The following is a 23,650-nucleotide window of genomic DNA, read 5'->3' as shown; positions in this document are numbered from 1 at the left end:
CATGTAAAAAATAGACGGATCTAAATTATGCGGATGCTTCACACTGCGGACTTGCATCTCGGGCGCCAGTTCCACGGCATGTCGCTTGAGGATGACCATGCGGCGATCCTCGACCAGATCCTGCAAGCGATAGACAAGCACCGACCCGACGTCTTCATAATCGCCGGCGACATCTTCGATCGCGCGTCTCCTCCCGCAAGCTCGGTGCGGCAATTCAATGCCTTTCTCGGCCGAGTGGCGCGAGAGACGGAAACGGCCGTGGTCATGATTGCCGGCAATCATGATTCTGGTGACAGGATCGGCGCCATGTCCGTCCTGACGGACGTACGGCGAGCTTTGATCCGCGGACCACTCTTGGCGGACGAAACACCTTTGATCCTGCATGACGCAGCTGGTCCGGTTGCCATTTCGGCACTACCATTCGGCTACGAATTCGCCGCACGCGACTGCTTTGGCGATGAGACGATCGCAATGCCCGAACATGTCATTCGCGCCCAGGTCATCGCAGCGCGGCGGCATCTTCCGGAAGGAGCGCGCTGGGTCGTGGTTGCCCACGCCTTTGTAGAGGGCGGCAGCTCCAGTGAAGGAGAGCGGCCTCTGGCACGGGTCGGTGGCATTGAGACGGTTCGCCACGACATGTTCGATGGCGCCCACTACGTGGCGCTCGGTCACCTGCATCTGCCGCATTCGGTTGGCAAGCCGCACATCCGCTATGCCGGTGCGCCGCTGGCTTTCGGTTTTGACGAGGCTGGAAGCGTAAAGTCGATGAGCCTCGTCGATCTCGATGAACAGGGCAGGGTAGCGATCACCGCACTGCAATTCGCGCCTACCCGGGGCGTTAGGGTCTTGCGCGGCAAGTTCGCTGACCTGCTGCACGGGGAACCATCGATCGATTTCATCAAGGCAGTGCTGACGGATGATGTGCCGCTGATCGATCCGATGAAGCGCCTTCGCGAGCTATACCCGAATGCTTGTCAGCTGACTTATACACGAGATGAGCGGGCGCTCGACATCATGTCCGAAATCAAGGTGCAAGCCACCCTGCAGGATCCGTCAAAGGTCATTCGGGAGTTCCTGATGCAGGTTCGCAGCCAAGACCCAGTCGACGCGGAGCTGGCGTTGATTGGGTCTGCCCTGTCGGATCTTCGAAGCGCGGAGGCGGAGGCATGAGGCCGGTCAGACTGACGATTCAGGCCTTCGGTCCTTATGCCGGCAGGGTTGTGGTGGACTTTCGTGACGCAATTGCCTCAGGCCTTTTCGGCATCTACGGGCCGACAGGGTCCGGCAAGTCATCGATCTTCAGTGCCATGACCTTCGCGCTGTTCGGCGAGGCGGCCAAAGCTGAACAGGAGACAGCGTCGCTTCGCTCCGATCATGCTGATCCCGGCGTTCCGACCGAAGTCGAGTTTGTATTCGATATCGCTGACAAGCGCTATGTTCTGCGCCGACGGCCGGAGCAGACCCGGCCCAAACAGCGTGGTGACGGTGAGACCAGGGATATCCATGAAGCCTGGCTTTTTGACGCGACCGGACTTCCACTCGAGGACATAACCGACGCGAACCCCGGCCCGGTCATTGCGGAAAAGAAGACCGGTCCAGTCAAAGAGGCCGTGGTCCAGCTCCTCGGCTACGGTGCTGAACAATTCCGGCAGATCGTGCTGTTGCCACAGGGTAAGTTCGAGACGTTCATGGCGGCAAAGACCGATAAGCGGCTCGAGATCCTGCGTGAGCTCTTTGATGTTTCCATGTATCGGCGCATGGCGGCAAGGTTCAAGGAGGATGCGGCGGCAGCTGAGCGGCGGGTTCGGCACGAACGCGAAGTGTGCGCAGGGCGACTTTCGGCCGAGGGTTTTGAGAGTCCCGACGCACTTGCGGCCGGCATTGACGAGGCGAAAGTCGTCCACGACGCGGAAACTGTGAAGGAGATGGCGGCCGCACAGACGTTCGATGCTTCACGCACGGCACTTGCTGCCGCCCGTCAGCTCGAGGACCAGTTTCGAGCCGCCGAGAAAGCCAGGTCGGATGTCGAAGCCCTCATTGGAAAGGCTGAGCATATCCGTGAACTGGAGGAGCGCGTCGACAATGCCAAGCGTGCCCAAGCGCTCCTGGACGTCGAGCGCCACGCCAAAGGTGCCGAGACGGAAAGTCTCGAAGCTGAGGAAACAATGAAAGCGGCCGCGGAGGCAAACAGCGCAGCGGCGGAAAAAGCTGGAGCCGCCGTCAGAACGCACGAAGAGGAACGGGAAAGATCGGGAGAAATTGAGGCCCTGCGGCAAGCGGTCGGTACGCTTGGACGCCATCAACTGACCCTTTCCGACGCAAGCCTTTACGCCCATAAGGCGGATGCAGCCTTAAAGGCCGTTCAGCAGGCGAAGAAGGCTTTCAATCGCGTCGAGGCGCGTATCGAGGAAATGCGTAGCCGGAAACTCGAAAAGGAGCGGGCACTCGGATCCACTCGGGAGAATGACGCCGCGCGCCAGCGGCTAGTCCATCAGCGATTGCTCGTTGAAAATGAGCTTAAAACCGCCGAGCTCCATCAGGCGGCTCTCGACGTCGCCGAAAGGGCGCGCGTTGAAATGCAGGCATTGAAAGAAAAGAACGAAGAGGCGGTCCGGTGGGAACAGGCCGCGCGGTCGCGCTTTGACGCTGCAGAGGCCGCCCTTGCCGAGGCCCAAGCTATTCATTTGGCTGCCAGGCTTGCAGCGGGCGGGGCCTGCCCTGTCTGCGGATCGACCGATCACCCTCTGCCCGCTGTCGGCAGGGCCGAGCATGCCGGCCTCGATCAGTCGTTTCGAGATGCGAAAGCCCAATGGGAGGAAGCGCAAAGGTCCGAGCAGGACGCTTCTCGCCTTTTCGTTTCCGCGCGAGCGAAATGGCAGGAACGCCAGGAAAGACTGGGCGCACTCCCTAAGTCTGAACAGCCGGCCGCCGATCTCCGCATCGCGATTGTCGGCTTGGGTCGGCAGATCGACGAGCTCGGTCCGGCGATCGATCTCGTCCAGGCTGAGGCCGCACTGACCGCATTAGCGACCGAGATTGGCTCAACGGAAGAGCAGCGCGATGGCCTCCGCACGGCGTTCGAGATATCGAAAACCAATGAAGCGCTCGCGCGAGACAGGTTCGAGCAGGCGATCGCGACGGTTCCCCAGGAACTGCGGACGCCGGACGCACTGACTGCTGTGCTTTGCGAACATGAACGCCAGCTCGCAGCTCGAATGGATGCGGCAAGAATTGCGGAGGATGCTGCACGCCGATCCCGTGAAGCCGCCATCATTGCCAATACAGCAGCAGACGCGGCCAGGCAGGCGTATGAGAACGCAATTGTTCGCCGAGATAAGGCTCAAGCGGAGTTCAAGGCCCGTCTGGCAAAGAGCGGCTTGACGGAACCTCAGTTCAACGGTTTCAAGCAGCTGATCGGCACGGTCGAGGCTGATGCGCAGGAGATCGCAGATTACCGCAATGCATTGGCGATAGCGCATAGCAACGAAGAGACTTCGAGACGCGCAGTCGAGGGCCGCGAACGGCCACATACCCATACTTTGCAAGAGGCTTATGAGAGAGCAGACGAGATGCTCGATCTTGCCAAGACGGCGCGGGCCCAAGCGCAGGCGCGGATACGGCAACTCGAGAAGCTTCAGCTCGATGTCGCCAGTCAACTGAAGCGCCTCGACGAGATCGAAACAGAGACGGCCGCGCTGCGAACGCTTGCGGCCCTGTTCAATGCTGAAAATCCGTTGCGGTTGGACCTTGAGACCTATGCGATCGGTGCGATGTTCGACCAGGTGCTGGTCGCAGCAAACCAACGGCTTGGTCCTATGAGCGGCGGTCGCTTCAGCCTCGAACGTGAATTCGAAGGTGGAGCAGGCCGCTCGCGCCGCGGCCTTGGTATCCGGGTGTTTGACGTACACACCGGTAAGGCGCGTCCCACGTCGACACTGTCAGGGGGAGAGACGTTCATGGCCGCCTTGGCCTTGGCGCTTGGTCTTTCTGATATCGTCGAGAGCGTGAGCGGGCAGGTGCGGCTCGACACCATTTTCATCGATGAGGGCTTCGGCAGCCTCGATACCCAAAATGAGTCCGGCACGCTCGATCAGGTCCTGCAGGTACTTACCAATCTCGCAGGTCAGAGGCGCGTGGTCGGTCTGATTTCTCACGTGCCATTGGTGCAGGAGACGATTCCGAACGGGTTCTATGTGCGAAAAGAACCGCGGGGAAGCCTCATCGAGGCACGAGGGGTTGAATGACATGGCGCTAGTAGAGGCTTGACCGCTTGTGCCGGGAGGACAGACGGCGTCTTCGGTTTCCGAGGTCAAGGCGCGTGGTGGGCCGCTGCCGGTCGTCCATGTGTGTTAGGCGTTAAACAGGTGGTTCTAGTTTCATTTCCTTGGTCTTCAGGGCAAAGACTGACGGTGCTCGTCTCCTTCGCCATTCAGCAATCACTCGCTCAACGTTCCGATCTGCTCCGTGCTCCGACTGGATGGTGAGATCGTAACGAACATTTCGATGTATCGCGTTGTAATCTTGTTCCGCACTACCAATCGGTCGGTCGCCTCGTGCCTTTTCCCGTTCAAGCAACACCGGTAGCGAGCAATGCACGCCGACAAAGAATACGTCAAAGGGAGCAAGAAGATCCGCTAATTCGTCAAGCCAACCGTCAGTGTCCAAGATATGCTCGATGATGAGGTTGTTTCCGGCACTTGCATAGGCGGCCAAGGAGCGATGGAACCCTTGAAAGAACTGGCTTCTTGCGTCCCGCCATTTGAATTCGCCGCTATCGAAGCGGCTCAACGGAAGAACGCCGGAATCTCTGAGATGATCTATTGAGATGTGCCAGAAAGGCTCGTCAATCGTTTTCTGGATGCCTCGCGCAATGGTTGATTTGCCGCTGCTGGAAGCGCCGTGAAGGAAGATAATCTTAGCGGGCATTCTCAAAATCCACCTGATATTGCCAGTGTCATCGCGTTCGGCGCCGCTGCGAAAATCGATGGGCTTACAGGGAAGCCATCGCCGAGGGCGTGCCCGAATCTTTGCCCGGCGATTGCTCGACCCAGTCTACCTTGAACCGGAACGGCGCATTTATCGACGGAGAGCACCACCACGACCTGTCTTGGCCAAATCGCGGTCGGCATTCGTATTCGCTACGCACTGAGCGAATGCAACCCTTTTGGCGGCTATATCCGACGTGCGCGGGTGCTCACACGCCCTCCAAGGCGACTAAACAGCTGCGTGCGTTGGTGAGGCGGAACGGTTTGGCGATGGCGTACTCGCTTGAGCTGTACCATGCTTGCAGCGTCGCCATGTCAGGAAACTCCAGCAGGACAAGCCTCGTTGGCGTCCAACTTCCCTCGAGGACCTCCTGCTCTCCACCGCGAGCCAGGTAGCGCCCACCAAACTGCTTGACCGTCGACGACGCCTTCTCCTTGTATTCCTCATACGCCTGTGGGTCGTGGACCTCTATGTCGGCGATAAGATAAGCGGCCATTCGAAATACCCCCTGTGTACGCTGACCTAGTCGGCTATCCTCCTTCGCCGCCGCCGCTAATGCAATGGCCACTTTCCCCCTAACCTGACCTGCTGAGGCGACTCCATAAGGGCAGCTTCGCGCCTACAAGCTGACGCTCGTGGCATTTGTTACCGAATAGCGCTTACATCCAGCCCCTCTCTGAACCCCCCTGCGACTCAGATAGGGTGCAATCCGGCTTCAAAATCCGCGATCATACAGCCAGTAGCTGCACTGTATCTTGGGGTGCCGGAGCTAACGGGATAAGCCATCTATTAAATTCGTTTGCTTAACGCGTCCAATGACAACAAGCTGCCCGGCAGAAGATGGCGACCGGCAGCCGCAACATTGAGATCAAAGGTACCGCGAAACCGAGTTCGCCCTTCGCCCCGCCGGGGAGACCTCTAAAGCCAAGGAGAAGACGAATGACTCCTAAGCACACAAACACAATTGGGCCGGATTTGGTGCGAGGTATCGGACTTGCCGATCTTCCCGACGGCAGTAAGCTTGTCGGCCATTGCGGCGATGCGCAGGTGCTGCTCATGCGTCGTGGGCCGCAGATATTCGCCGTGGACGCACATTGTACGCACTACCACGGTCCCCTCGTCGACGGTCTGGTCTCCGGCGACACCATTCGCTGCCCTTGGCATCATGCATGTTTCGACTTGAGGACTGGCGAGGCCCTGCGCGCACCGGCTTTCAGGCCGCTGGCATGCTGGTCGGTGGAGCAACGCGACGGCAAGATCTTCGTAGTCGCAAAGCGCAAGCGTGCAGAACCAACAACAAGCGAGCCGTCTGCGGAAGCAATGCCGGGGAAGATCGTCATCGTCGGCGGCGGTGCGGCCGGCTTTGCCGCGGCCGAGAGGCTGCGGCGCGAGCAGTATCCTGGGAGCATTGTCATGCTCAGCGACGACGAAGCGCCGCCTGTCGACCGGCCGAACCTATCAAAGGACTACCTGTCCGGTAAGGCGCCGGAGGACTGGGTCCCACTGCGGGCAGAGAGCTACTATTCGAAAAACCAGATTGACCTCCGTCTCGGTACGCAAGCGGTTCGCATCGATCCGCACATCCGTGAGATCATCCTCGCTGGCGGAGGCTCGATTCCCTATGACAGGTTGCTACTTGCGACCGGTGCAGAACCCGTTCACCTGACCATTCCAGGCGCCGACCAGCCCCATGTTCATACGCTACGCTCGCTTGCCGATTGTCGGGCCATAATTGAGCAGGCCAAGACTGCCAAGCGCGTTGTCGTGCTTGGCGCCAGTTTTATCGGCCTCGAGGTCGCCGCCGCCCTGCGCTCTCGCGGAATGGACGTCCAAGTCGTTGCACCCCACAAGCAGCCACTGGGGCGGGTCATGGGTCCACAGATGGGCGATTTTATCCGGGGCCTTCACGAGAAGAACGGCGTCGTTTTCCACATGGAGGACATCGCGAGCAGTATCAATGGCAACGAGGTGGAACTTCGCAGCGGCAAAACGCTAACCACTGATCTGGTTGTCGCCGGCATCGGCGTACGACCGCGGACCGGCCTCGCGGAAATGGCAGGGCTGACTGTGGATCGCGGTGTCGTCGTGAATAGCTTTTTGCAAACCAGCGCCCCTGGAATTTTCGCGGCCGGTGACATTGCGCGATGGCCCGATCCCTATAGCGGAGAGGACATTCGCGTCGAACATTGGGTGGTCGCCGAGAGGCAGGGGCAAACCGCGGCGCTTAATATGCTCGGTCAGAATGAAAAGTTCGCAGCCGTGCCGTTCTTCTGGAGCCAACACTACGACGTCAGGATCAATTATGTCGGCCACGCCGAACGATGGGATAAGATCACGGTCGAAGGGGACATCGCTGGCAGGAACTGTCTGCTGCGCTTCAAGCGTGACGGACACTTATTGGCTGTCGCTTCGATTTCCCGTGACATCGACAATCTGACGATCGAGGTGGCGATGGAGCGTGAAATGGCAGCCCGCTGACGATGCACAGGTGCAAACGTTCGCACCACCGCAGTGATGGAAATGGAGCTGAACTATGTCGAGCGTGTACTTCACAATCTCGGTTCTGGCGTGCAAGTGGCACCCGCCAGGCACTACTCAAGGCTCATTAAGTTTATCGACGAGGTTGCCAAGCATGAGCCTCACGAGACATCTACCTCGGTCGATTTCTTCTCGAACGATGACAATAAGTGGTACTGCCAGATTCGCTGCGGCAAACAAAGGACTCAGCCAATGGGGCCTTACACCAAACGGCAGGCAGGCACTGGAAACTCTCCACGTCGAATAAGACCATTTGCGAATATCTTTCAATTGAGAAAGATCAAGCTAGCGGCGCCCACCAAGCCAGCATGCCTGCCGAGCTGCGCCGGCACAACCGGCACGTCGCGGTAAGCGGGCATCGCTCGCTCCTGAATGGTGGCCTCGATGGGTTTGCGAAGAAGATCATAGCCATAGGAAATTCCACCGCCCATGACGATTATGTCGGGCGAATAGAGATGGAGCAGATTGGTAAAGCCGATGCCTAGCCAGCGGGCTTCCCTGTCAATTAGCTCAAGCGCTGTTTCGTCACCGCTGCGCGCAGCCTCGACGACGTGTCGGCCCGTCACCTCGCCGTCATGGGACAGCGTTCGCAGTGCCGAGCCGTCGCCTGGCTTTGTTAGAGCCGTGGCACGCCGGCCGAGCGCAGTACCCGACGCCACCGCCTCGAAGCACCCTACCGCCCCGCAAAGGCATCGTTCGCTCTCGCTGGTGATGGTCATATGGCCGATTTCGCCTGCGAGCCCGCGGCGCCCGTGCACGATCCGGCCATCGGAGATCACTCCGCCACCGATGCCGGTAGACACGGTGACGAAAACCAGCGAGGCCGCGCCGCGGCCGGCGCCGAAACGCCATTCGCCGAGAGCGGCGGCGTTCGCATCGTTCTCAAGCCGCACAGGCAGGTTTAAGCGGCCCTGAAGAAGGCTCGCAAGGGGTACTTCACGCCAGCCCAGGAGGGTCGGTGGTGCGGTAAGGATACCCGCGACTGGATCGAGCGGACCGGGCGCTCCGATGCCGATACCAAGCGGCCTGGCGTCGGGAACTTCCGAGCAGGTTTTCTCCGCGAGCATCGCGATCTGCTCGATGACCGCACCCGGTCCATCCTTGGCAAGCGTTGGCATGGACGCGAACGCAAGCAAATTGCCACTGTCGCCAACCAGCGCGGCGCGCAGCTCCGTTCCACCCAGATCAAATGCAAGAGCAATCCTGCTCATCAGGGATGGGTCTCCAAAGCATGCAGCCAAGCGATGCGGCCCGGCAGATCCTTGTCGCCGAACGCCAGCGATCCGAGCACGACCGTCTCTGCTCCAGCAGCCCGCAACAGTGGAACGGTCTGTTCGCGAATGCCGCCGTCTGCCGCAAGAACAATCGCCTTTTCGCGCCCGAGGCGCTTGATCAACGACCGCGCTTCGCGCAGCCGGTCGCAGGCTTTGTCGGAAAGGCTTTGTCCCTTGACGCCGATCGACGTGCCGAGCAGCGTGAAGAATGCGACCTCAGCGAGGAACGGTTCTGCCTGGGCGACTGAAGTTTCCAATCGCAGTACGACACCGGCTTCGGCGCCAAGCTGTCTTGCGAGTTCGACCGCGCGCAAACCGGCTTCGCCGGTCTCGGCATGAACACTGATGAGATCGGCGCCCGCCTCGATGAACTGGCGTGTTTGCTCCTCGACGATCTCGGCCTCGACCATCAGATGCACATGAATCGGTTTTTCCGTCAGCTTGGCGATGCGGGCGACGAAATCGGGAAAGAACAGGAAGCCAGGCGTGAAGCGCGCGTCGGCAACGTCAATATGGTGAAGATCGACATAGGGCTCGATGCGGTGAAGGTCGCGCTCCATGTTGGCAAGATCCGCGGACCAGAGCGAAAACTCGCCGAGCAGTCTGTGCCGGGGCAATGCGGCGATGGCGGCGCCGCCCGTAAAAGATTTCGACGTCATGGGTGAGCAGCGCTCCGATGTTTGAATTCTGTGTTGAGGAATTGCAGAATGCCTGTTCGGACCGCGGCGAAATGAGCTTTAGTCGCCGAAGCCTTTGCAGGCACTTCGAGGAAATGCGCCTTTGGAAGCGTGTCGGCCATCAATTGTGCGACGGCGATAGGGTGAATGGCATCCTGCCGATTGCCGAGGACGAGGGCGGGAAGAGCGAGGTTTGCCGCGTCCTCTTGCGAAACGCCGGTTCCATCCGAGGCGATGTCGCCCAGCACGTCGGCGAAGGCTGACGCATCCGCGCGTTCGAAATAGCCGAGCAGGGAAGCAAGATTGTCCGGCGCGTCCACACGCAGACGTTGCGCCGTCGCCGACTTTGCAAAAAGCGCCCGGCCATCGGCAAGCGAATGGGATCGAAGCAATGACGCGATCTCGCGGATCGGTGCAAGGTTCTCGGGGGCGCAGGCAAACGACCAGGCCGGGCGTACCAGGATGAGGCCCTTGACGCGTTCGGGATGTTTTTTTGCCAGGTGCAGCGCGATGGCTGCGCCCATGGAGATGCCACCGGCGATGAACCGGCCTATCCCCCTTTTGTCTGCAGCAGCGATCACGTCAGCTGCAAACATCGCAATCGAGAAGGGGCGTCGCGTGCCAAGCGCCGAGCTGCCATGCCCGCGGCACTCAGTGGTGATCCGCCGCCAGTCGAGCCCCTGAGGGAGAACCTGTGCGACCTGGGCCTCGCTGCCTCCGAGCCCGTGTTGAAAGACCAAAGCGTCGCCGGTCCCGCAGTCGTGGACTGAAAGGTCGGTATCGTCTTGTCTGAAAGTGATGTGCGTCTTCATCGGATCAGATCCGAAAGGAACCTGGCGACGGCGGGTGCTTCCACTGCCGCAAGGGCGTGCGTGACGAGCGGACCGTCGAAACCGGTCACGCGCAGACCGTCGATAAAGGCAGGGAAGTTGACGATGCCCTGACCTGCTGTCGCGAAGCGGCCATCGGCATGCCGGTCCTTCGCATGGGCCATCGCCACATGACCAGCCGAGATATCGATCGCCCTTTGGACGATGTCGGACACTTCGGCTGGCGTCGCCCGCTCGAAGAGATTTGCCGGATCGAGCACGATGCGCAGGCGCTTAGAACCCATCTCTCTGATCAGCTGCACTGCATCGGCGGCGGACGTGACGACGTTTGCTTGTTCCGGCTCGATGCCAAGAGCGATGTCGTGCCGCTCGGCGAACCCCAGCGCCTTTTCCATTTCGGCCGCCATATCGGCCCAGGCAGATGGAAGCGCATTGTCTGGATGATACATCCATTGATCCTGGCCATTGCGGCTTCCGGTGCAAAGCGTCACCAGCGGAATCTGCAGCGCCGCTGCTGTTTCAATCACTATTTTGAGCTGTTTAGACCCCATATCCCGCACGGATTTGTCCGGGTGGGCCATGTTATAGGTGCCTGAAAGGGCCGCGAGCGAAACACCGGTTTCTCTGGATGCCGCCCGGATCGCGGCAATTGTTTCCGGTGCCACTGCATCCGGCATCGACGGCAAGCCGACACAGGCGAGATTGAACTGCGTCGTCGCAAACCCACTTTCACGCACAGCCGACAGCACCCGCTGGGGATCGGTGCCGGGGAAGGTCTTTGCAAAGATGCCGAGCTGCATCAGACCGATCCCGTGACGGTTGCGAGTTCCACACGTTCGCCCGTTTCTGCCGAGCGGGCGATGGCGACCATGGCGCGGATGGAGGCGATGCCATCCTCGATATCGGCCCCGCGCATCCGTGCGCCGTTCAGCACGGTATCGGCAAGCCCTTCCAGCTGCCTGCGGAAGAAGTGCCCATCGGCTCCCAGCGGCTTGCGGGTCGTGGCGTCCTTCTCGTGGAAGATCTCGACCTCACTCGCCCTGAGATACCAGGGGTTGAAGGTCTTGGCGATCACTGAACCATTTTCACCATAGAGGTGGAAGCCCTCATGCCAGTCCATGCGGACCGCGACCGTCAGATCGAGATGACCGAGCGCGCCATTGGCGAACTCGGTCTCCACGAACCAGCAATAGGCGTCGGCCCGCTCAAGAAGGCGGGCCCGGACCGCGACGATCCCGCCACACAGGAAACGGGCGGTATCGACGAGATGCGAGCCATGCGCCAGCATGAAATACTGGCGCAGGTCAGCCTTGGGATTTCCGCCGGGTTTCCTGGCGAACTTGCTGGTGATCGGCAGTGGCTGGACAGCGTCGGTATTTGTGTAGCGGTGGGTGGAGTCGCAGTACCAGGCTTTCAGCGCGAAAATCTCGCCGATGTCGTCACGGACAAAATCCCGTGCAGCCTCCAGCGCTGGGTCGAAACGCTTCATGTGACCGACCTGCAGCACTTTGCCGGATCGCTTGACGGCGTCGGCGAGCGCCTGGCCTTCCTCGATCGTCACACCGGTGGGCTTCTCGCAAAGCACATGCTTTCCAGCATCGAGCGCCTTGATCGACATCGGCACATGATAGGCGTCTGATGTGGCGATGATGACGGCTTCGAGCTCCCCATCGGCAAGCATTGCGTCATAATCGGCATACATCTTCTGAGGCTCGTATGTCGCGCCCATGCGCGCAAGCAGGTCGGGCGCTGCGTCACAAATTGCATAAAGGTCGGCATTCCTGGCCTTCGCGCAGGATTCGAGATGGGCGAACTGTGCAATCGGGCCGCAGCCGAGCACGCCCACACGCAGCCGACGGTCTTCCTTGCGGATCATGACTTCTTCCTCAGGCGCCGTAGCGGCGCATTGTTTCACGGTTCGTCCTCACGGCAGTCGCAGGGTCAGCGGCGGCTGTGTCCGATTCCTCTTCCAGGACCAGCCAGCCATTGAAGCGCGGCGCCGCAGCGACGATGTCGATCACGGCGGGCGTATCGCAGACCCCCTTGCCAAGCATGGCCCATTTGCCGTTCGCATCGACATCCTTCAGATGCAGATAGCGGATCCGGTCCTGATAGGTCCGCAGCGTATCGATCACGTCCCCATGGCCACGCAGGATATGGCCGGTATCCGGCACCCAGCCGACCAGGCTCTTGTCGATAAGCGAGAAGATCCGGTCATAATCGGCACGGTTGAACAGAAGGGTGTTGTGGTGCGAACTGGGATGCAGGGCGATATCCACGCCCGAAGCTTTACCCAGTTCACCAGCCCGATTGTAGAACTCCGAGGCGATTTCGAATTTCGCATTCCGTGGTCCTTCGCAGACCACTGTTGCCGAGCCGATCGAAACGAGGGCACCGGAAAAGACGGCCGCGAAATCGATCCAGCGCTGTGTGGTCCTGAGGTCGTTCTCGATCTCTTCCTGGACGGTAAAGCCGCTTTTCGAGCCCATCGCGAAAGCCACGAGCGTCAGCCCATGTTTTTGAAGGCTCGTGGCGAAATCATCGGGGCTATCTGCGTAGTGGCCGATCATCGTGTCGGTAATCTCGATGCCCGCGTAGCCGCCCTCCGCAATAGCTTCCAGCAGATAGTCCGGACCGCCATTCCAGTTTTTTCCGAGCATTTCCCACGTGAATGTCTGGCAGCCAACTTTCAGGTCTTTGATACTCATGCCCTATTCCTTGATATCGTCCCGCGTCAGGCCTTCGATGATATGCCGCTGTACCGGGATGATCGGCGCTAGGCATGGTGGGTGAGATGGGGGCGAAACTCCACGCTCTGAAAGTGAGATTGGATGTGTCCACCATGCCAGCAGAGATCGACTGGCGCCGCTGTTGAAAGAGCTGGATGCTCACTGAAAAAGAACTGCCCGCGATCTCCTTCCCAAGCAAGAAACGGGCTCGCTGAGCGACGTTCGTTGCCCTCTCGATTTAGTAACGTCTACCCTCCAGGCGAGCCACGGACACCCGCCGGGTCTCTATTTCCGCATGTTTTATAAAAAATTATCGCGCGTCAAGAAATAAAATGTTCTATAGCGCCTGTTCGTGGCAGCGATGCCCCATCTATAATCGTCGAAACATCTGAATTGGCGGGGGAGGCCAATTTATGAATGCATATTTGGGAACCAGACTAGGCATCGGCGTTGTCGGCTGCGGCAATATCTCGATGACCTATCTGCGCAACGCTGCCCTGTTTGCCGGAGTCGAATTGAGGGTATGCGCCGACATCTCACCGGACATGTCGGCGCTGAGGGCGAAGGAATACGGCATTCGGGCAATGGAGGTCGACGCGCTGTTGGCCGACCCCGAAGTCGACCTTGTCCTGAACCTCACGATCCCGGCCGTCCATTTCGACGTGACGATGTCGGCGCTTTCTGCGGGCAAGCACGTCTTCACCGAAAAGCCACTTGCCACGTCGGCTGCCGAGGGCCGCAAGCTTGTGGCCGAAGCCAGAAGTCGGGGTCTTTTGTTAGGTTCCGCTCCCGATACATTCCTCGGAGCCGCCGGCCGCCGTGCGCGAAGCCTGATGGATGCAGGTGCGATTGGCCGACCGGTTAGCGGCACCGCCTTTATGTTTGGCCGCGGAATGGAGCATTGGCACCCCAATCCGCAATTCTACTATCAACCCGGCGGCGGCCCGCTCTTTGATATGGGCCCCTATTATCTGACAATGCTCGTCAATCTGCTCGGCCCGGTGAAAAGCGTCATGGCGATGGCGACGAAAGGCCAGGAACAGCGGTTGATCACCGCCGACGGCCCCTTCAAGAACACCACGTTCAAGGTCGGGACGCCGACCAACGTGCTCTCGCTTCTCGAGTTTCAGTCGGGTGCAACGGTGAATTTCGGTGCGTCGTGGGACATCTTTCGGCACTCCAATCATCCGATCGAACTGCATGGCACGGAAGGTTCGTTGCGCTTGCCCGATCCTGATACCTTCGGCGGAACAGTTTCGCTCTCCGAGCGCGGTGCCGAATGGAAGGATTTCGAAAGCGAGGGCCGGTTGTTTGGCGCGCCGAACTGGCCGTATAACGCTCCCGATCGCGCCAATTATCGCATGCTGGGCGTTGCCGATCTCGTCCGCGCCCTTGGCGAGGGCAGGGCGCCGCGCACCTCCGGCGATTTAGCGCTTCATGTTCTCGAGATCATGGAAGCGACCCTGGCATCCAGCGAAAGCCGGAGCGCGGTTGCGGTTGCGGGAACAGTTGCGCGACCACCATTGCTCGGCGAAGATGAGGCCCGCAGCCTGCTTGCTTGAGGTGAAGCGATGCAACATCGAGTAGATCCCGGCGCCGCGCATGTCCTGGCGCTCGGTCGCGCCGCCAACCAGCCACCCTTCGAACTCGGGACAGCGAACGAGGCGCGCGCTGCCTATGACGCCGGTTGCCCGATATTGCAGGGCGATCGCGAACTGGTTGCCGCCATCGAGAACAGGACCATCGCTGGAACGGGTGACCCGATCCCGCTCCGGATCTATCGCGGCGTGGGTGCTCCGATCGCGGATGCGCCGGCGCTTCTCTACCTTCATGGTGGCGGCTGGGTTGTCGGCACGCTTGAATCGCATGACGAGATTTGCCGGTGGTTTGCAAATATCGGTGCCTGTATCGTATTTTGCCCCGACTATCGGCTGGCGCCGGAGCACAAGTTCCCGGCGGGCTTGGAGGACTGCGTATCGGCTCTTGCCCATGTGGTGGAGCAGGCAAGTTGGCTTGGTATTGATCCAGACCGGATCGCGGTCGCGGGCGATAGTGCCGGCGGCAACCTGGCCGCTGTCTTATCACTCCTGTCGCGAGATGGCGCTGCGCGGAAAATCTCGGCGCAACTCCTGCTCTATCCCAACACCGATGCCCGACAGACAGCCGACAGCTATGTCAGGTTTTCGGAAGGATACGGTTTGACCACCTCGACGATGCGTTGGTTCCGGGATCATTACATCCGCGATGCGGCTGATATCGGTGATTGGCGCGTCTCCCCCCTGATCGTCGAGAATGTCGCGGGTGTGCCGCCGGCCTTCATCGCGATTGCGGGCCATGATATCCTCGCAGACGAAGGGGAGGCTTATGCCCGCCGGCTTGCCGAGGCGGGAATCCCTCTAATCCTGCGGCGTTGGCAGGACCAGATTCATGGCTTCGTTTCCATGGGGCGGCACATTTCGGCGGCGCGGCGGGCGGTGGAAGAGGCAGTTGCCGGATGGCGCAGCCTTGTCGATCACGCTGACTGACGCATCACCAAAGTACCGTCGAATATGATCTTTCGGGCAATGACCTGTGCGGAATCATCGGATTCGTCCAGCATGGAAAGCAGCGTGTCGACGCTGCTGCGCGCCATGGCCGTGAAGTCCTGTGCCATTGTCGTCAATGGCGGGCAAGTATAGCGGCTGAGGGGGTGGTCGTCATGGGCTGCTATGCGAAGATCGCTATCGCTCCTGCGCCCGACGCGCAGACCGCGCGAATGGGCGGCTGCCATCGCGCCGAAGGCGAGGCGATCGTTCGCGCAAAGAATTGTCCTGCCCGGGAGCGTACCAGCCGTGATCATTGCATCGGTCTGCTCATAACCCATCTGTTCGAAATTCCAGCTGTAGTTCTCAGCGTCGCCAAATACGACCGGTTCAAATCCGAGCGACTCCATCGTGGCGATATAGCTTGCAAGCCGCTCTCCGGAATTGTGGTTGACATGCGGAATGTCGAAATATGCAGGCGGCTCGCCCGATCGACAAAGATAGTCGACAATTGTCGCAACGCTTTGGGCGTTGTTGTTGCCAATGAACGGCGTGTTGCCTTCGATGAACGTATCGAAGTAGACAATGGGAATGCTCTCCCGAAGTTTCTCGAAGATGCCAGGCTCGGAAGCGAGGCCTAAAGGCGCGATGATCGCGCCAGCAGCCTTCAATGACAACAATGTGTTCACGGCTTCGGCTTCCAGATCTGGCAAGCCGTGGGACGAGATTACGATTGGCCAGTAACCTTCGCCGCGGACGAGTAATTCCAGACGATTGACCATTTCGGCATAAAATGGGTCCGTTATGACAGGCACGAGAATGCCAATGTTCCGCGTCCTCTTGCGATTGAGGTTGCGGGCATAGAGATTGGGACGGTAGTCGGATGCCGACAGCGCGTCCTCGATGCGTTTGCGCGTCACCGGCTTTACGCTGTTCGGGCTATCGAAATACCTCGAAAGCGTTGGACGAGAAACGCCGCAGGACCGTGCGAAATCGTCCATGGTTTTGATCGTCATCTTATGCATTGGCAATTCTGGTTGCACTGCGCCAAGGAACATCTGCGTCAGCTGATGTCGCAAAGGCAGTCAGTGTGAGGGCTTTCGAACTGCGTTTGTAGCCTGACAATATCGCATGCGCAAAATTTTTTGTTACACAAAGCACGATCGGCAGCGTATCGCCGCTTCTTACACATAGCGCACTTCGACTCCCAGCTTGTCCAATCGACTGCGAATCCCATGCGGCATGCCCGTATCGGTGATAATCAAATCGACCCGTGAAAGCGAAAATGCCTTGGATGAGGCGCCAATATCCCACTTGCTGGAATCCGCCACAAGGATCACGCGCCTCGCCATGCGGACCAGATTTCGTTTGGTCCGTGCAATGTCTTCCGAGACATCGACGACATCGAATGAGTGATCGATTGCATGAGCGCTGAGAAACGCCTGGTGGGCAACAAGACCGCCCACGGCCTTGTCTGAATCCGAGACAATCGTGCTGACAGTGCTGGGAAAGACTCGACCGCCTATCATGTGCACGTCCAAGCCTGGCCGATACATCAGATGCTGCGCAATATTCATGGCGGTTGTGGCCACCACGACATTGTTGACCGGGGGCATTTGCATGGCGACCTGCAGCAGCGTCGAGCCGCTGTCGAACACCACGGACTGGTTGTCGATGATCTGGCGTGCCGCCATCTGAGCGATACGTCGTTTGGCATCGAAATTGCGGTTCATGCGTTCTTCGAAGGCTGCAGCGGGCGAACTGGCCGGCAAGGCTATCGCACCGCCATGTGTCTTGATGAGCAGCTTCTTGGCATCCAGAATTTCCAGGTCGGATCGGATGGTCACTTCCGACACGCCGAAATTTTCAGCCAGCTGGCTGGTGCGCGCTTGGCCGGTCCGTTGGAGTTCCAGCATAATCTGATGTCGCCGTTGTTCTGCAAGCATGGTGAGCCCCGAATTGGCTTCCGAGTAAGGTGCGGTGCCGATCTTTCGAAAATCGAAAATGCGTCGTCGACCGCCGTGGTCAAAGAACGAGAGCAAAGCCGATGCTGGCGTTGGTCAGCACGCGCAGTCGTAAACTTAAATGAAAACGAAAGAAATCGAAATATTGAATATTCGTTTACTTTCGAGTTAGGGTTTCCCTGCGAGATCGAACCTTATAAGGGACAGCATTGATATGGGCCTTGGAACCAAAATTCGCCTGTCACGGCTGTTTTCTCATCCGTCGGGGCATTTATTCGGTGGCGCCGTCGACCACTTCGTTGGCTATGGCAACGTCCGCGAGGGCGGTCTGGCGGATCTGCCGGGCGCCCTGAAACGGGTGATGGCCGGAGAGCCGGACTATATCAGCATTCAGCCGGGGGCTGCCCGTCACTTGTGGCCGGCCTATGCCGGCAAGGCGGCGCTGGTTATTCAAGCCGGCTGCTTTACGCCGGACGATCGAATCCGTCAGTTGATTGCGACCCCTGAAGATGCGGTGCGCTACGGAGCCGATGCTCTGGCCGTTGCCATTCCGGTGCGCGGCAATACCGAAGGCGAATACATTCGCTGGCTCACCGATACCGTCAACGCCGCTGCTCGTTTTGAAATGCCGGTCGTTGCGCATGTCTATCCCCGCGATTATTCAGACGGCGGCAAGATCGTATTCACCCCCGACGAAATCGCCTATGCCGTGCGGATCGGGTTTGAGACCGGCGTCGACGTGATCAAGGTCGGATACACCGGGGACTTCGCTTCGTTCCAAGAGACTGTCGCCACTTGCCCGGTTCCCATCGTTATCGCGGGCGGTCCGAAGGCGGATAATCTGCTAGGAGCCCTGACACAGACCTCCGATGCCTTGCGCGCGGGGGCAAAGGGTGCCGTGGTGGGGCGAAACCTTTGGGGGCACGGCGACACGACGATGGCGGCGCGCGCCTTCAAGCTGGTCATTCACGGTGGTATGGCGCCGCAAGAGGCGCTCGCGGCCGCGGGCGGTTGAGGTGACACGCAACCTTCAGGTTCTGGGCTTTGGGGCCATGGCGATCGACGATATCATCTATGTCGACCGGCCGCTGAGTGCTGGCAAAGGGAAGGTGATAAATCGCACTCAGGACCACGGCGGCAATGTTGCGACGGCCCTTGTTGCTGTCGCAAAGCTGGGAGGGCGGGCTGGTTTCATCGGCTGGTTGAGTGATCAGCCTCTCGCCGACGTCAGCGCCCGCGAGCTTGAGCGGCACGGAGTCGATATATCTTTTGCGCCGCGTCGCCCAGATGCCAGGCCCATACGTTCGGTGATCACGGTCGGACCTGAAGGCGACAGGTTTATCGCCTATGACGATGATGTGCCGCACGGAACCTCCGAGACGCTGACCGATAGCACCCTCGCGCAAGCCCAGGTGCTGTTGATCGACGGCTATGCCGTCCACGCCGATATGGTTGTTGCGCGCGCCCGCAAGCTGGGCCTGGCGGTGGTGGCAGACATTGAATGGGCGATCGGGCCTGCAACCGAACGATTAATGAGCTTATCCAATCACCTGGTATTGCCGTTGAAATTTGCGCAGACTTATTCTTGTGAAACCGATCCAACGTTGATCCTGCGCAAGCTATGGTCTGATGACCGTACCGCAGTCGTTCTGACCGACGGCGAACGAGGATCTTATATCAAGCAGACGGGAGATGCCGTTTTGTGGCATGTTCCGGCCTATAAGGTCAAAGCAGTCGACACGACCGGCGCCGGAGATTGCTTTCACGGCGCCTATGCCTTTGCCCTTACACAGGGAAAGCAGCCTGTCGCTTGCGCCGTTTATGCAACTGCCGCAGCGGCGATTTCCGTGACCGGCCCGGGTGGCCGCATGGCTTTGCCCGATCAAAGCGTCTGTCTCGCGTGGATGGCGAAGGATAATGCGCCCGTGGCCAGACCGATTGCGTCGCGAGACTGAGAGTTCACTACACGGGTGCCCTGGAGATCAGAACAGCGCGGCGCAGATGACGGTTCGGTTCGATCTGCAGTCGCGCCGGGAGGGCTGTCTGGAGGATTGGATGGCGGTGATAGTAGGGAGGAAGTGCCGTGGCTGTTGTTGTACTGGACAAGATTTGCAAGACCTTTGGAACGAAATTCCACGCAATCAAGGATCTTAGCCTGACGATAAATGATGGCGAGTTCCTTATCCTCGTAGGCCCTTCGGGATGCGGAAAATCGACGGCGTTGCGCATGATCGCGGGGCTGGAGGAGATCAGCAGCGGAACCCTGAGCATCGGTGGGGAGAATGTCGAGGATCTCGCGCCGAAGGATCGGGATATAGCGATGGTCTTCCAGAACTATGCCCTGTATCCGCATATGACAGTGTTCGACAACATTGCCTTCTCGATGAAGCTTGCGGGGAAAAGCAAGGAGGAGCGGACGAAGCGGGTCCATGAAATAGCAAAGACGCTCCAGTTGCATACGCTGCTCGACAGCAAACCGGCGGCGCTGTCGGGTGGCCAACGCCAGCGGGTCGCCATGGGACGCGCAATGGTGCGGGAACCGGCGGCCTTTCTCATGGACGAGCCCCTGTCAAACCTCGACGCCAAGCTGCGCGTGCAAATGCGGGCCGAAATCGTCAGCCTGCAACGACAGCTGGGCGTCACGACAATCTATGTAACGCACGATCAGACCGAAGCCTTGACCATGGGCGACCGGGTTGCGGTCTTGAAGGGTGGCGTCCTTCAGCAGGTCGACACGCCAAAGACATTGTATAGTCGGCCAGTCAACGCCTTCGTCGCCGGTTTCATCGGCTCACCGTCCATGAACCTGTTCGAAGGCCGTTTGCAGAACGGCAGGATCAATCTGCCCACCTTTTCGATACCTGTATCGACAACCGCGTTCGAGCGCTCTCCCGGTCTGGCGACGTTCGAGGGCAAGACGATCATCTTCGGAATCCGCCCAGAAGACCTTTACGACAGCAGCCTGGAATCCGGATCGCGCTACGCGACGATCCCGGCCGCTGTAAGATCGATTGAGGAATTGGGCTCCGAACTGATCGTTCATTTGAATATCGAAGCGGTGCGTATCGACTCCGGCGACCCCGATGCCGTCGAGGACTTGAGCGGTGCGGCAAACGCCGTAGCGAAATTCGAAGCCGTCAGCTCGGTCAAGCCGGGCGCAATGATTGATCTGGCGATCGATGCGGCCAAGTTACACTTCTTCGACCCACAAACGCATTTGGCAATCTAGCATGATCCGCGATAGCGGGCATGGTTAGTGGGCAGCCGCAAGAACGCATGCTTGCTTTGTTGCTCACAACTGTTGCCACCAAGCTCTTCGCTCTTCGCTCTTCGCTCTTCGCTCTTCGCCGAGCGGCTTGGCGTGTCCCCGTATCAAGAGCCCAAGATCTCACGCCGTCTTGGAAGCCGGTGACTTTGCAGCCGACGTTGGATCCTTTTCTGCTGCTCGATGGCAACCCGAGCGCAGCTGATCACCATCAGCCGGTCGAAGCGCATTTTTGCGATGTCGATGGCGCGTAGGTTTCCCCGCTGAACGCCGCTTTTCTTCGATCAACGATCCTTTCATTTGTTTTCCTTTGGGCGGGGTGGCTTTCATTTGTTTACGAAAGTAAAGAAAAAATGCGACACGAGGAAGATGCAGGTTAGAAAAAAATCGACGCGAATTTCACGGGTAAAGCCTATAATATTCAATGGCTTGATGGCTTTTTGTTCCTTCCTGTAGCCTGCAGGCTTTCTCCGATGGCAGTTCTTCATTGACAGATAGACCCCGAAAGGAACCTACTTCGGTCTCGATCGGGAGGATCGAGCAAAATTCGTTTCTATGGGAGGGAAACATGAACGTCAGAAGATATATCATGGCGGCTCAGTCCGCTGTGGCGGTCTGGGCACTATGCGCCACCTGCGCCTTTGCTCAGACCAATCTAGAGTTCATTCAATGGTGGGAGCCCGAAATGCCCGCCGGTGCTCTGCGCAGCATCATGGACGATTTCGAGGCCGCAAACCCCGGCATCAAAGTGACGCTCGTCAGCGGCCCCTATTCCGCCACCCATGATCAGATCGTCGTTGGTGCCGCGTCGGGGACACTCAGCGATGTCGTTGGCCTCGACGGAGCATGGGTCAACGGCTTGGCAAAGCAGGGCGCAATCGCTTCGATGGACAGCCTGATGGCTGACGCCAAATATGATCAGAGCCAGATCGCCGACATTATCAAGGTCAACGGGCAAAGCGTCATGTTCCCGCTTGCCTCGTTCGTCTACCCGGTCTTCGTCAATCTCGATCTGGCAAAGGCCGCCGGCATCGACAAGACGCCGACGAACCGGACAGAATTCGCCGATGCGGCGAAGAAGATGACCAATGCGGACAAGAACCAATACGGTTGGGTGCTACCGCTTTCGTTGCAGAATCCCGGCGGCATCCAGAATGACGTGATGTCCTGGGTCTGGGCATCCGGAGCGTCCATGCTGAAGGATGGCAAGCCCGACCTCGAAAACGCCTCCGTGGTCGGGACACTTGAATATATCAAGTCGCTGCAGGACGCCGGCGTCATCGCGCCTGGCATTTTTGCCAAGAAGGAACAGGACAAGGTCGAAGAATTCGTCAACGGCCGAGTGGGTATGATGATCGATTCACTCGCCCACATCAATCTCATCCGCCAGCGGAACCCCAATCTCAAGTTCGGTATCTCCGCCCTTCCAGCTGTCGACGGCTATACCGGCAAACGCGGGCTGCCCTATGCCTCCTGGGGTATCGGCATCAGCGACAAAAGCGAACACAAGGCAGAAGCCTGGAAGCTCGTTGAATATTTGATGAGCCCAGAAGTGAACAGCCGCCTCGTGTCGGTCGCCAATGCCTTCCCGGGCAATATCCACGCCAAACCCGATTTCTCGAAAGCGGACCCGCTGTTTGAAGAGGCCTTCAAGATATTTCAAAGTGGGAAGCTGGCCAACGAATTCGTCGGCCTGCCGGTGGCCGAAGATCTCATGCGGCAGATGAACGTTGAAGTTCAAAAAATGTTCGACGGTCAGCAAACCGCGAAGGAGGCGGCCGCCAACACACAAAAGCAGTGGTTGGTCGAATTCGACAAGTAAGGACGCCACCGACAATCATCGGCAGCGTGATGGAGTTCATCGCGCTGCCGCTGCATCAGGACGAATTGATGCGTTTCACGATAGGCGGAAATCACATCTCATGAGCCTCGCCACAGAAACTATGATCCGCACGCAAGCAAAAACGCGCAAGCGTGGCATGCTGTCTTACAAAACGAAAAAGAGGCTTGTTCCCTTCTTCTATGTTGCCCCGGCGACGTTTCTATTCTGCCTTCTGATGCTGTTTCCCATGATCACCGTCCTGCGCTATTCGCTGATGGACGGCGCGATCACGAAAAAGGACGCGGCTTTCGTCGGATTGCAGAACTATGTGACGATCTTCAAAGATCCGGTTTTCTGGCAGTCGGTCGGGCAGACACTCTACTTCACTGTGATGAGCGTCATCTTCCATCTTCTGATCGGTCTGGCCTTCGCCCTTTTGCTAAACAGCCAGCGTGTCGATCCGTTGATCAGAAGCATCCTGCGGGTTCTTTACATTATGCCGTGGCTCTTCACTGCAGTGATCATCGCCATCATCTGGCGGTTGCTGCTGGATCCCAATGGGGTGATCAACAGCATCCTGATGACGCTCAATATCATTAACTTCAAGGTCGAGTGGTTCTCTTCGACGAAAACCGCGCTGCACGCCTTGACCTTCGCGAATATCTGGGCGGGATACCCGCTCTATATGGTGAGCCTTCTCGCTGGTCTTCAGGGCATCCCCAAGGATCTCTACGAGGCCGCCGGCATTGATGGCGCTAACGAGTTCCAGAAATTCCGCTACATCACGATCCCGCAACTGATGCCGATTATCATCAGCATTGCCTTGCTGGACTTCATCTGGACAATGCAGGTCTTTCCCCTCGTGTGGATGACGACGGGAGGCGGTCCGATCTACGCAACCGAGGTGCTTAGCACCTACACCTACAAACTTGCGTTTTCGAGTTACGAATTCTCCCGTGCGTCGGCGAGCGCAATCTTCATTCTGATCATCTCGATGGGCGCCACATACTTCTACATCAAACATCAGAAGGCCAGGTGACCGG

The 23,650-nt window shown here is 58.8% G+C and carries 20 protein-coding genes and 1 pseudogene; 11 read left to right on the top strand and 10 right to left on the bottom strand.

Annotated features, from left to right (window positions below; translation table 11 throughout):
- Positions 1-27: 27 nt before the first annotated feature.
- On the top strand, positions 28-1,170 hold the full coding sequence (locus BLP23_RS09740) for an exonuclease SbcCD subunit D (protein WP_092584671.1): 1,143 nt from the start codon (positions 28-30) through the stop codon (positions 1,168-1,170).
- Positions 1,167-4,244, top strand: coding sequence for an AAA family ATPase (locus BLP23_RS09735; RefSeq protein WP_092584670.1), 3,078 nt, complete (start codon positions 1,167-1,169; stop codon positions 4,242-4,244). Before BLP23_RS09740 ends, BLP23_RS09735 begins: the two co-directional genes overlap by 4 nt.
- 112 nt (positions 4,245-4,356) lie before the next feature.
- Here the strand turns inward: BLP23_RS09735 and BLP23_RS09730 are convergent, their stop codons facing one another.
- Positions 4,357-4,926 (bottom strand): chloramphenicol phosphotransferase CPT family protein, encoded by a 570-nt coding sequence (locus BLP23_RS09730; RefSeq protein WP_092584669.1) that lies wholly within the window; start codon positions 4,924-4,926, stop codon positions 4,357-4,359.
- A 50-nt stretch (positions 4,927-4,976) separates the two neighbouring features.
- On the opposite strand from BLP23_RS09730, the pseudogene BLP23_RS33060 reads away from it, so the two are divergent.
- Positions 4,977-5,149, top strand: a pseudogene (locus BLP23_RS33060) (IS1595 family transposase); the annotation flags it as partial.
- 45 nt (positions 5,150-5,194) lie between these two features.
- On the opposite strand, the gene BLP23_RS09725 reads toward BLP23_RS33060, so the two are convergent.
- The gene (locus tag BLP23_RS09725) at positions 5,195-5,482 is read right to left on the bottom strand and encodes a DUF1330 domain-containing protein (RefSeq protein ID WP_092584668.1); all 288 of its coding nucleotides are present in this window, start codon (positions 5,480-5,482) and stop codon (positions 5,195-5,197) included.
- 443 nt (positions 5,483-5,925) lie between these two features.
- On the opposite strand from BLP23_RS09725, the gene BLP23_RS09720 reads away from it, so the two are divergent.
- Positions 5,926-7,464 (top strand): FAD-dependent oxidoreductase, encoded by a 1,539-nt coding sequence (locus BLP23_RS09720; RefSeq protein ID WP_092584667.1) that lies wholly within the window; start codon positions 5,926-5,928, stop codon positions 7,462-7,464.
- Between the two features lie 326 nt (positions 7,465-7,790).
- Here the strand turns inward: BLP23_RS09720 and BLP23_RS09715 are convergent, their stop codons facing one another.
- Genes BLP23_RS09715 through BLP23_RS09690 form a run of 6 tightly spaced genes read right to left on the bottom strand, consistent with a single transcriptional unit; the run spans position 7,791 to position 13,013 of the window.
- Complete coding sequence (locus tag BLP23_RS09715) at positions 7,791-8,735, bottom strand: ROK family protein (RefSeq protein WP_092584666.1); 945 nt, start codon at positions 8,733-8,735, stop codon at positions 7,791-7,793.
- On the bottom strand, positions 8,735-9,457 hold the full coding sequence (locus BLP23_RS09710; RefSeq protein ID WP_092584665.1) for a ribulose-phosphate 3-epimerase: 723 nt from the start codon (positions 9,455-9,457) through the stop codon (positions 8,735-8,737). The genes BLP23_RS09715 and BLP23_RS09710 overlap by 1 nt, the downstream gene beginning before the upstream one ends.
- Positions 9,454-10,287, bottom strand: coding sequence for an alpha/beta fold hydrolase (locus tag BLP23_RS09705; RefSeq protein ID WP_092584664.1), 834 nt, complete (start codon positions 10,285-10,287; stop codon positions 9,454-9,456). The genes BLP23_RS09710 and BLP23_RS09705 overlap by 4 nt, the downstream gene beginning before the upstream one ends.
- Entirely contained in the window at positions 10,284-11,105 is an 822-nt protein-coding gene (locus tag BLP23_RS09700) for a sugar phosphate isomerase/epimerase family protein (RefSeq protein ID WP_092584663.1), read from the bottom strand. The genes BLP23_RS09705 and BLP23_RS09700 overlap by 4 nt, the downstream gene beginning before the upstream one ends.
- The gene (locus tag BLP23_RS09695; protein ID WP_092584662.1) at positions 11,105-12,181 is read right to left on the bottom strand and encodes a Gfo/Idh/MocA family protein; all 1,077 of its coding nucleotides are present in this window, start codon (positions 12,179-12,181) and stop codon (positions 11,105-11,107) included. The genes BLP23_RS09700 and BLP23_RS09695 overlap by 1 nt, the downstream gene beginning before the upstream one ends.
- 10 nt (positions 12,182-12,191) lie before the next feature.
- Positions 12,192-13,013, bottom strand: coding sequence for a sugar phosphate isomerase/epimerase family protein (locus tag BLP23_RS09690; protein WP_092584661.1), 822 nt, complete (start codon positions 13,011-13,013; stop codon positions 12,192-12,194).
- Positions 13,014-13,447: 434 nt separating this feature from the next.
- On the opposite strand from BLP23_RS09690, the gene BLP23_RS09685 reads away from it, so the two are divergent.
- Together BLP23_RS09685 and BLP23_RS09680 are read left to right on the top strand one after the other, a co-directional pair.
- A complete protein-coding gene (locus BLP23_RS09685; RefSeq protein WP_092584660.1) occupies positions 13,448-14,596 on the top strand; it encodes a Gfo/Idh/MocA family protein in 1,149 nt (382 codons plus the stop codon).
- 9 nt (positions 14,597-14,605) lie between these two features.
- On the top strand, positions 14,606-15,559 hold the full coding sequence (locus BLP23_RS09680; protein WP_092584659.1) for an alpha/beta hydrolase: 954 nt from the start codon (positions 14,606-14,608) through the stop codon (positions 15,557-15,559).
- On the opposite strand, the gene BLP23_RS09675 is transcribed toward BLP23_RS09680, so the two are convergent.
- On the bottom strand, positions 15,547-16,581 hold the full coding sequence (locus tag BLP23_RS09675; RefSeq protein WP_092584658.1) for a LacI family DNA-binding transcriptional regulator: 1,035 nt from the start codon (positions 16,579-16,581) through the stop codon (positions 15,547-15,549). The genes BLP23_RS09680 and BLP23_RS09675 overlap by 13 nt on opposite strands.
- Positions 16,582-16,740: 159 nt before the next feature.
- The gene (locus BLP23_RS09670) at positions 16,741-17,502 is read right to left on the bottom strand and encodes a DeoR/GlpR family DNA-binding transcription regulator (RefSeq protein ID WP_022713936.1); all 762 of its coding nucleotides are present in this window, start codon (positions 17,500-17,502) and stop codon (positions 16,741-16,743) included.
- A 232-nt stretch (positions 17,503-17,734) separates the two neighbouring features.
- On the opposite strand from BLP23_RS09670, the gene BLP23_RS09665 reads away from it, so the two are divergent.
- The 5 genes from BLP23_RS09665 (at position 17,735) to BLP23_RS09640 (ending at position 23,646) form a co-directional block, all read left to right on the top strand.
- On the top strand, positions 17,735-18,535 hold the full coding sequence (locus tag BLP23_RS09665) for a beta/alpha barrel domain-containing protein (RefSeq protein ID WP_022713937.1): 801 nt from the start codon (positions 17,735-17,737) through the stop codon (positions 18,533-18,535).
- Between the two features lies 1 nt (position 18,536).
- On the top strand, positions 18,537-19,475 hold the full coding sequence (locus BLP23_RS09660; protein ID WP_092584657.1) for a PfkB family carbohydrate kinase: 939 nt from the start codon (positions 18,537-18,539) through the stop codon (positions 19,473-19,475).
- 128 nt (positions 19,476-19,603) lie between these two features.
- Complete coding sequence (locus BLP23_RS09655) at positions 19,604-20,749, top strand: ABC transporter ATP-binding protein (protein WP_092584656.1); 1,146 nt, start codon at positions 19,604-19,606, stop codon at positions 20,747-20,749.
- 604 nt (positions 20,750-21,353) lie between these two features.
- Positions 21,354-22,607, top strand: coding sequence for an ABC transporter substrate-binding protein (locus tag BLP23_RS09645; RefSeq protein ID WP_092584654.1), 1,254 nt, complete (start codon positions 21,354-21,356; stop codon positions 22,605-22,607).
- A 121-nt stretch (positions 22,608-22,728) separates the two neighbouring features.
- The gene (locus BLP23_RS09640; protein WP_407691782.1) at positions 22,729-23,646 is read left to right on the top strand and encodes a carbohydrate ABC transporter permease; all 918 of its coding nucleotides are present in this window, start codon (positions 22,729-22,731) and stop codon (positions 23,644-23,646) included.
- The last annotated feature ends 4 nt before the right edge of the window (positions 23,647-23,650 follow it).

It is taken from the genome of Rhizobium mongolense subsp. loessense (assembly GCF_900099775.1).
GTDB classification, from domain to species: Bacteria; Pseudomonadota; Alphaproteobacteria; order Rhizobiales; family Rhizobiaceae; genus Rhizobium; species Rhizobium loessense.
This window is presented reverse-complemented; position numbering and strand designations above follow the sequence as displayed.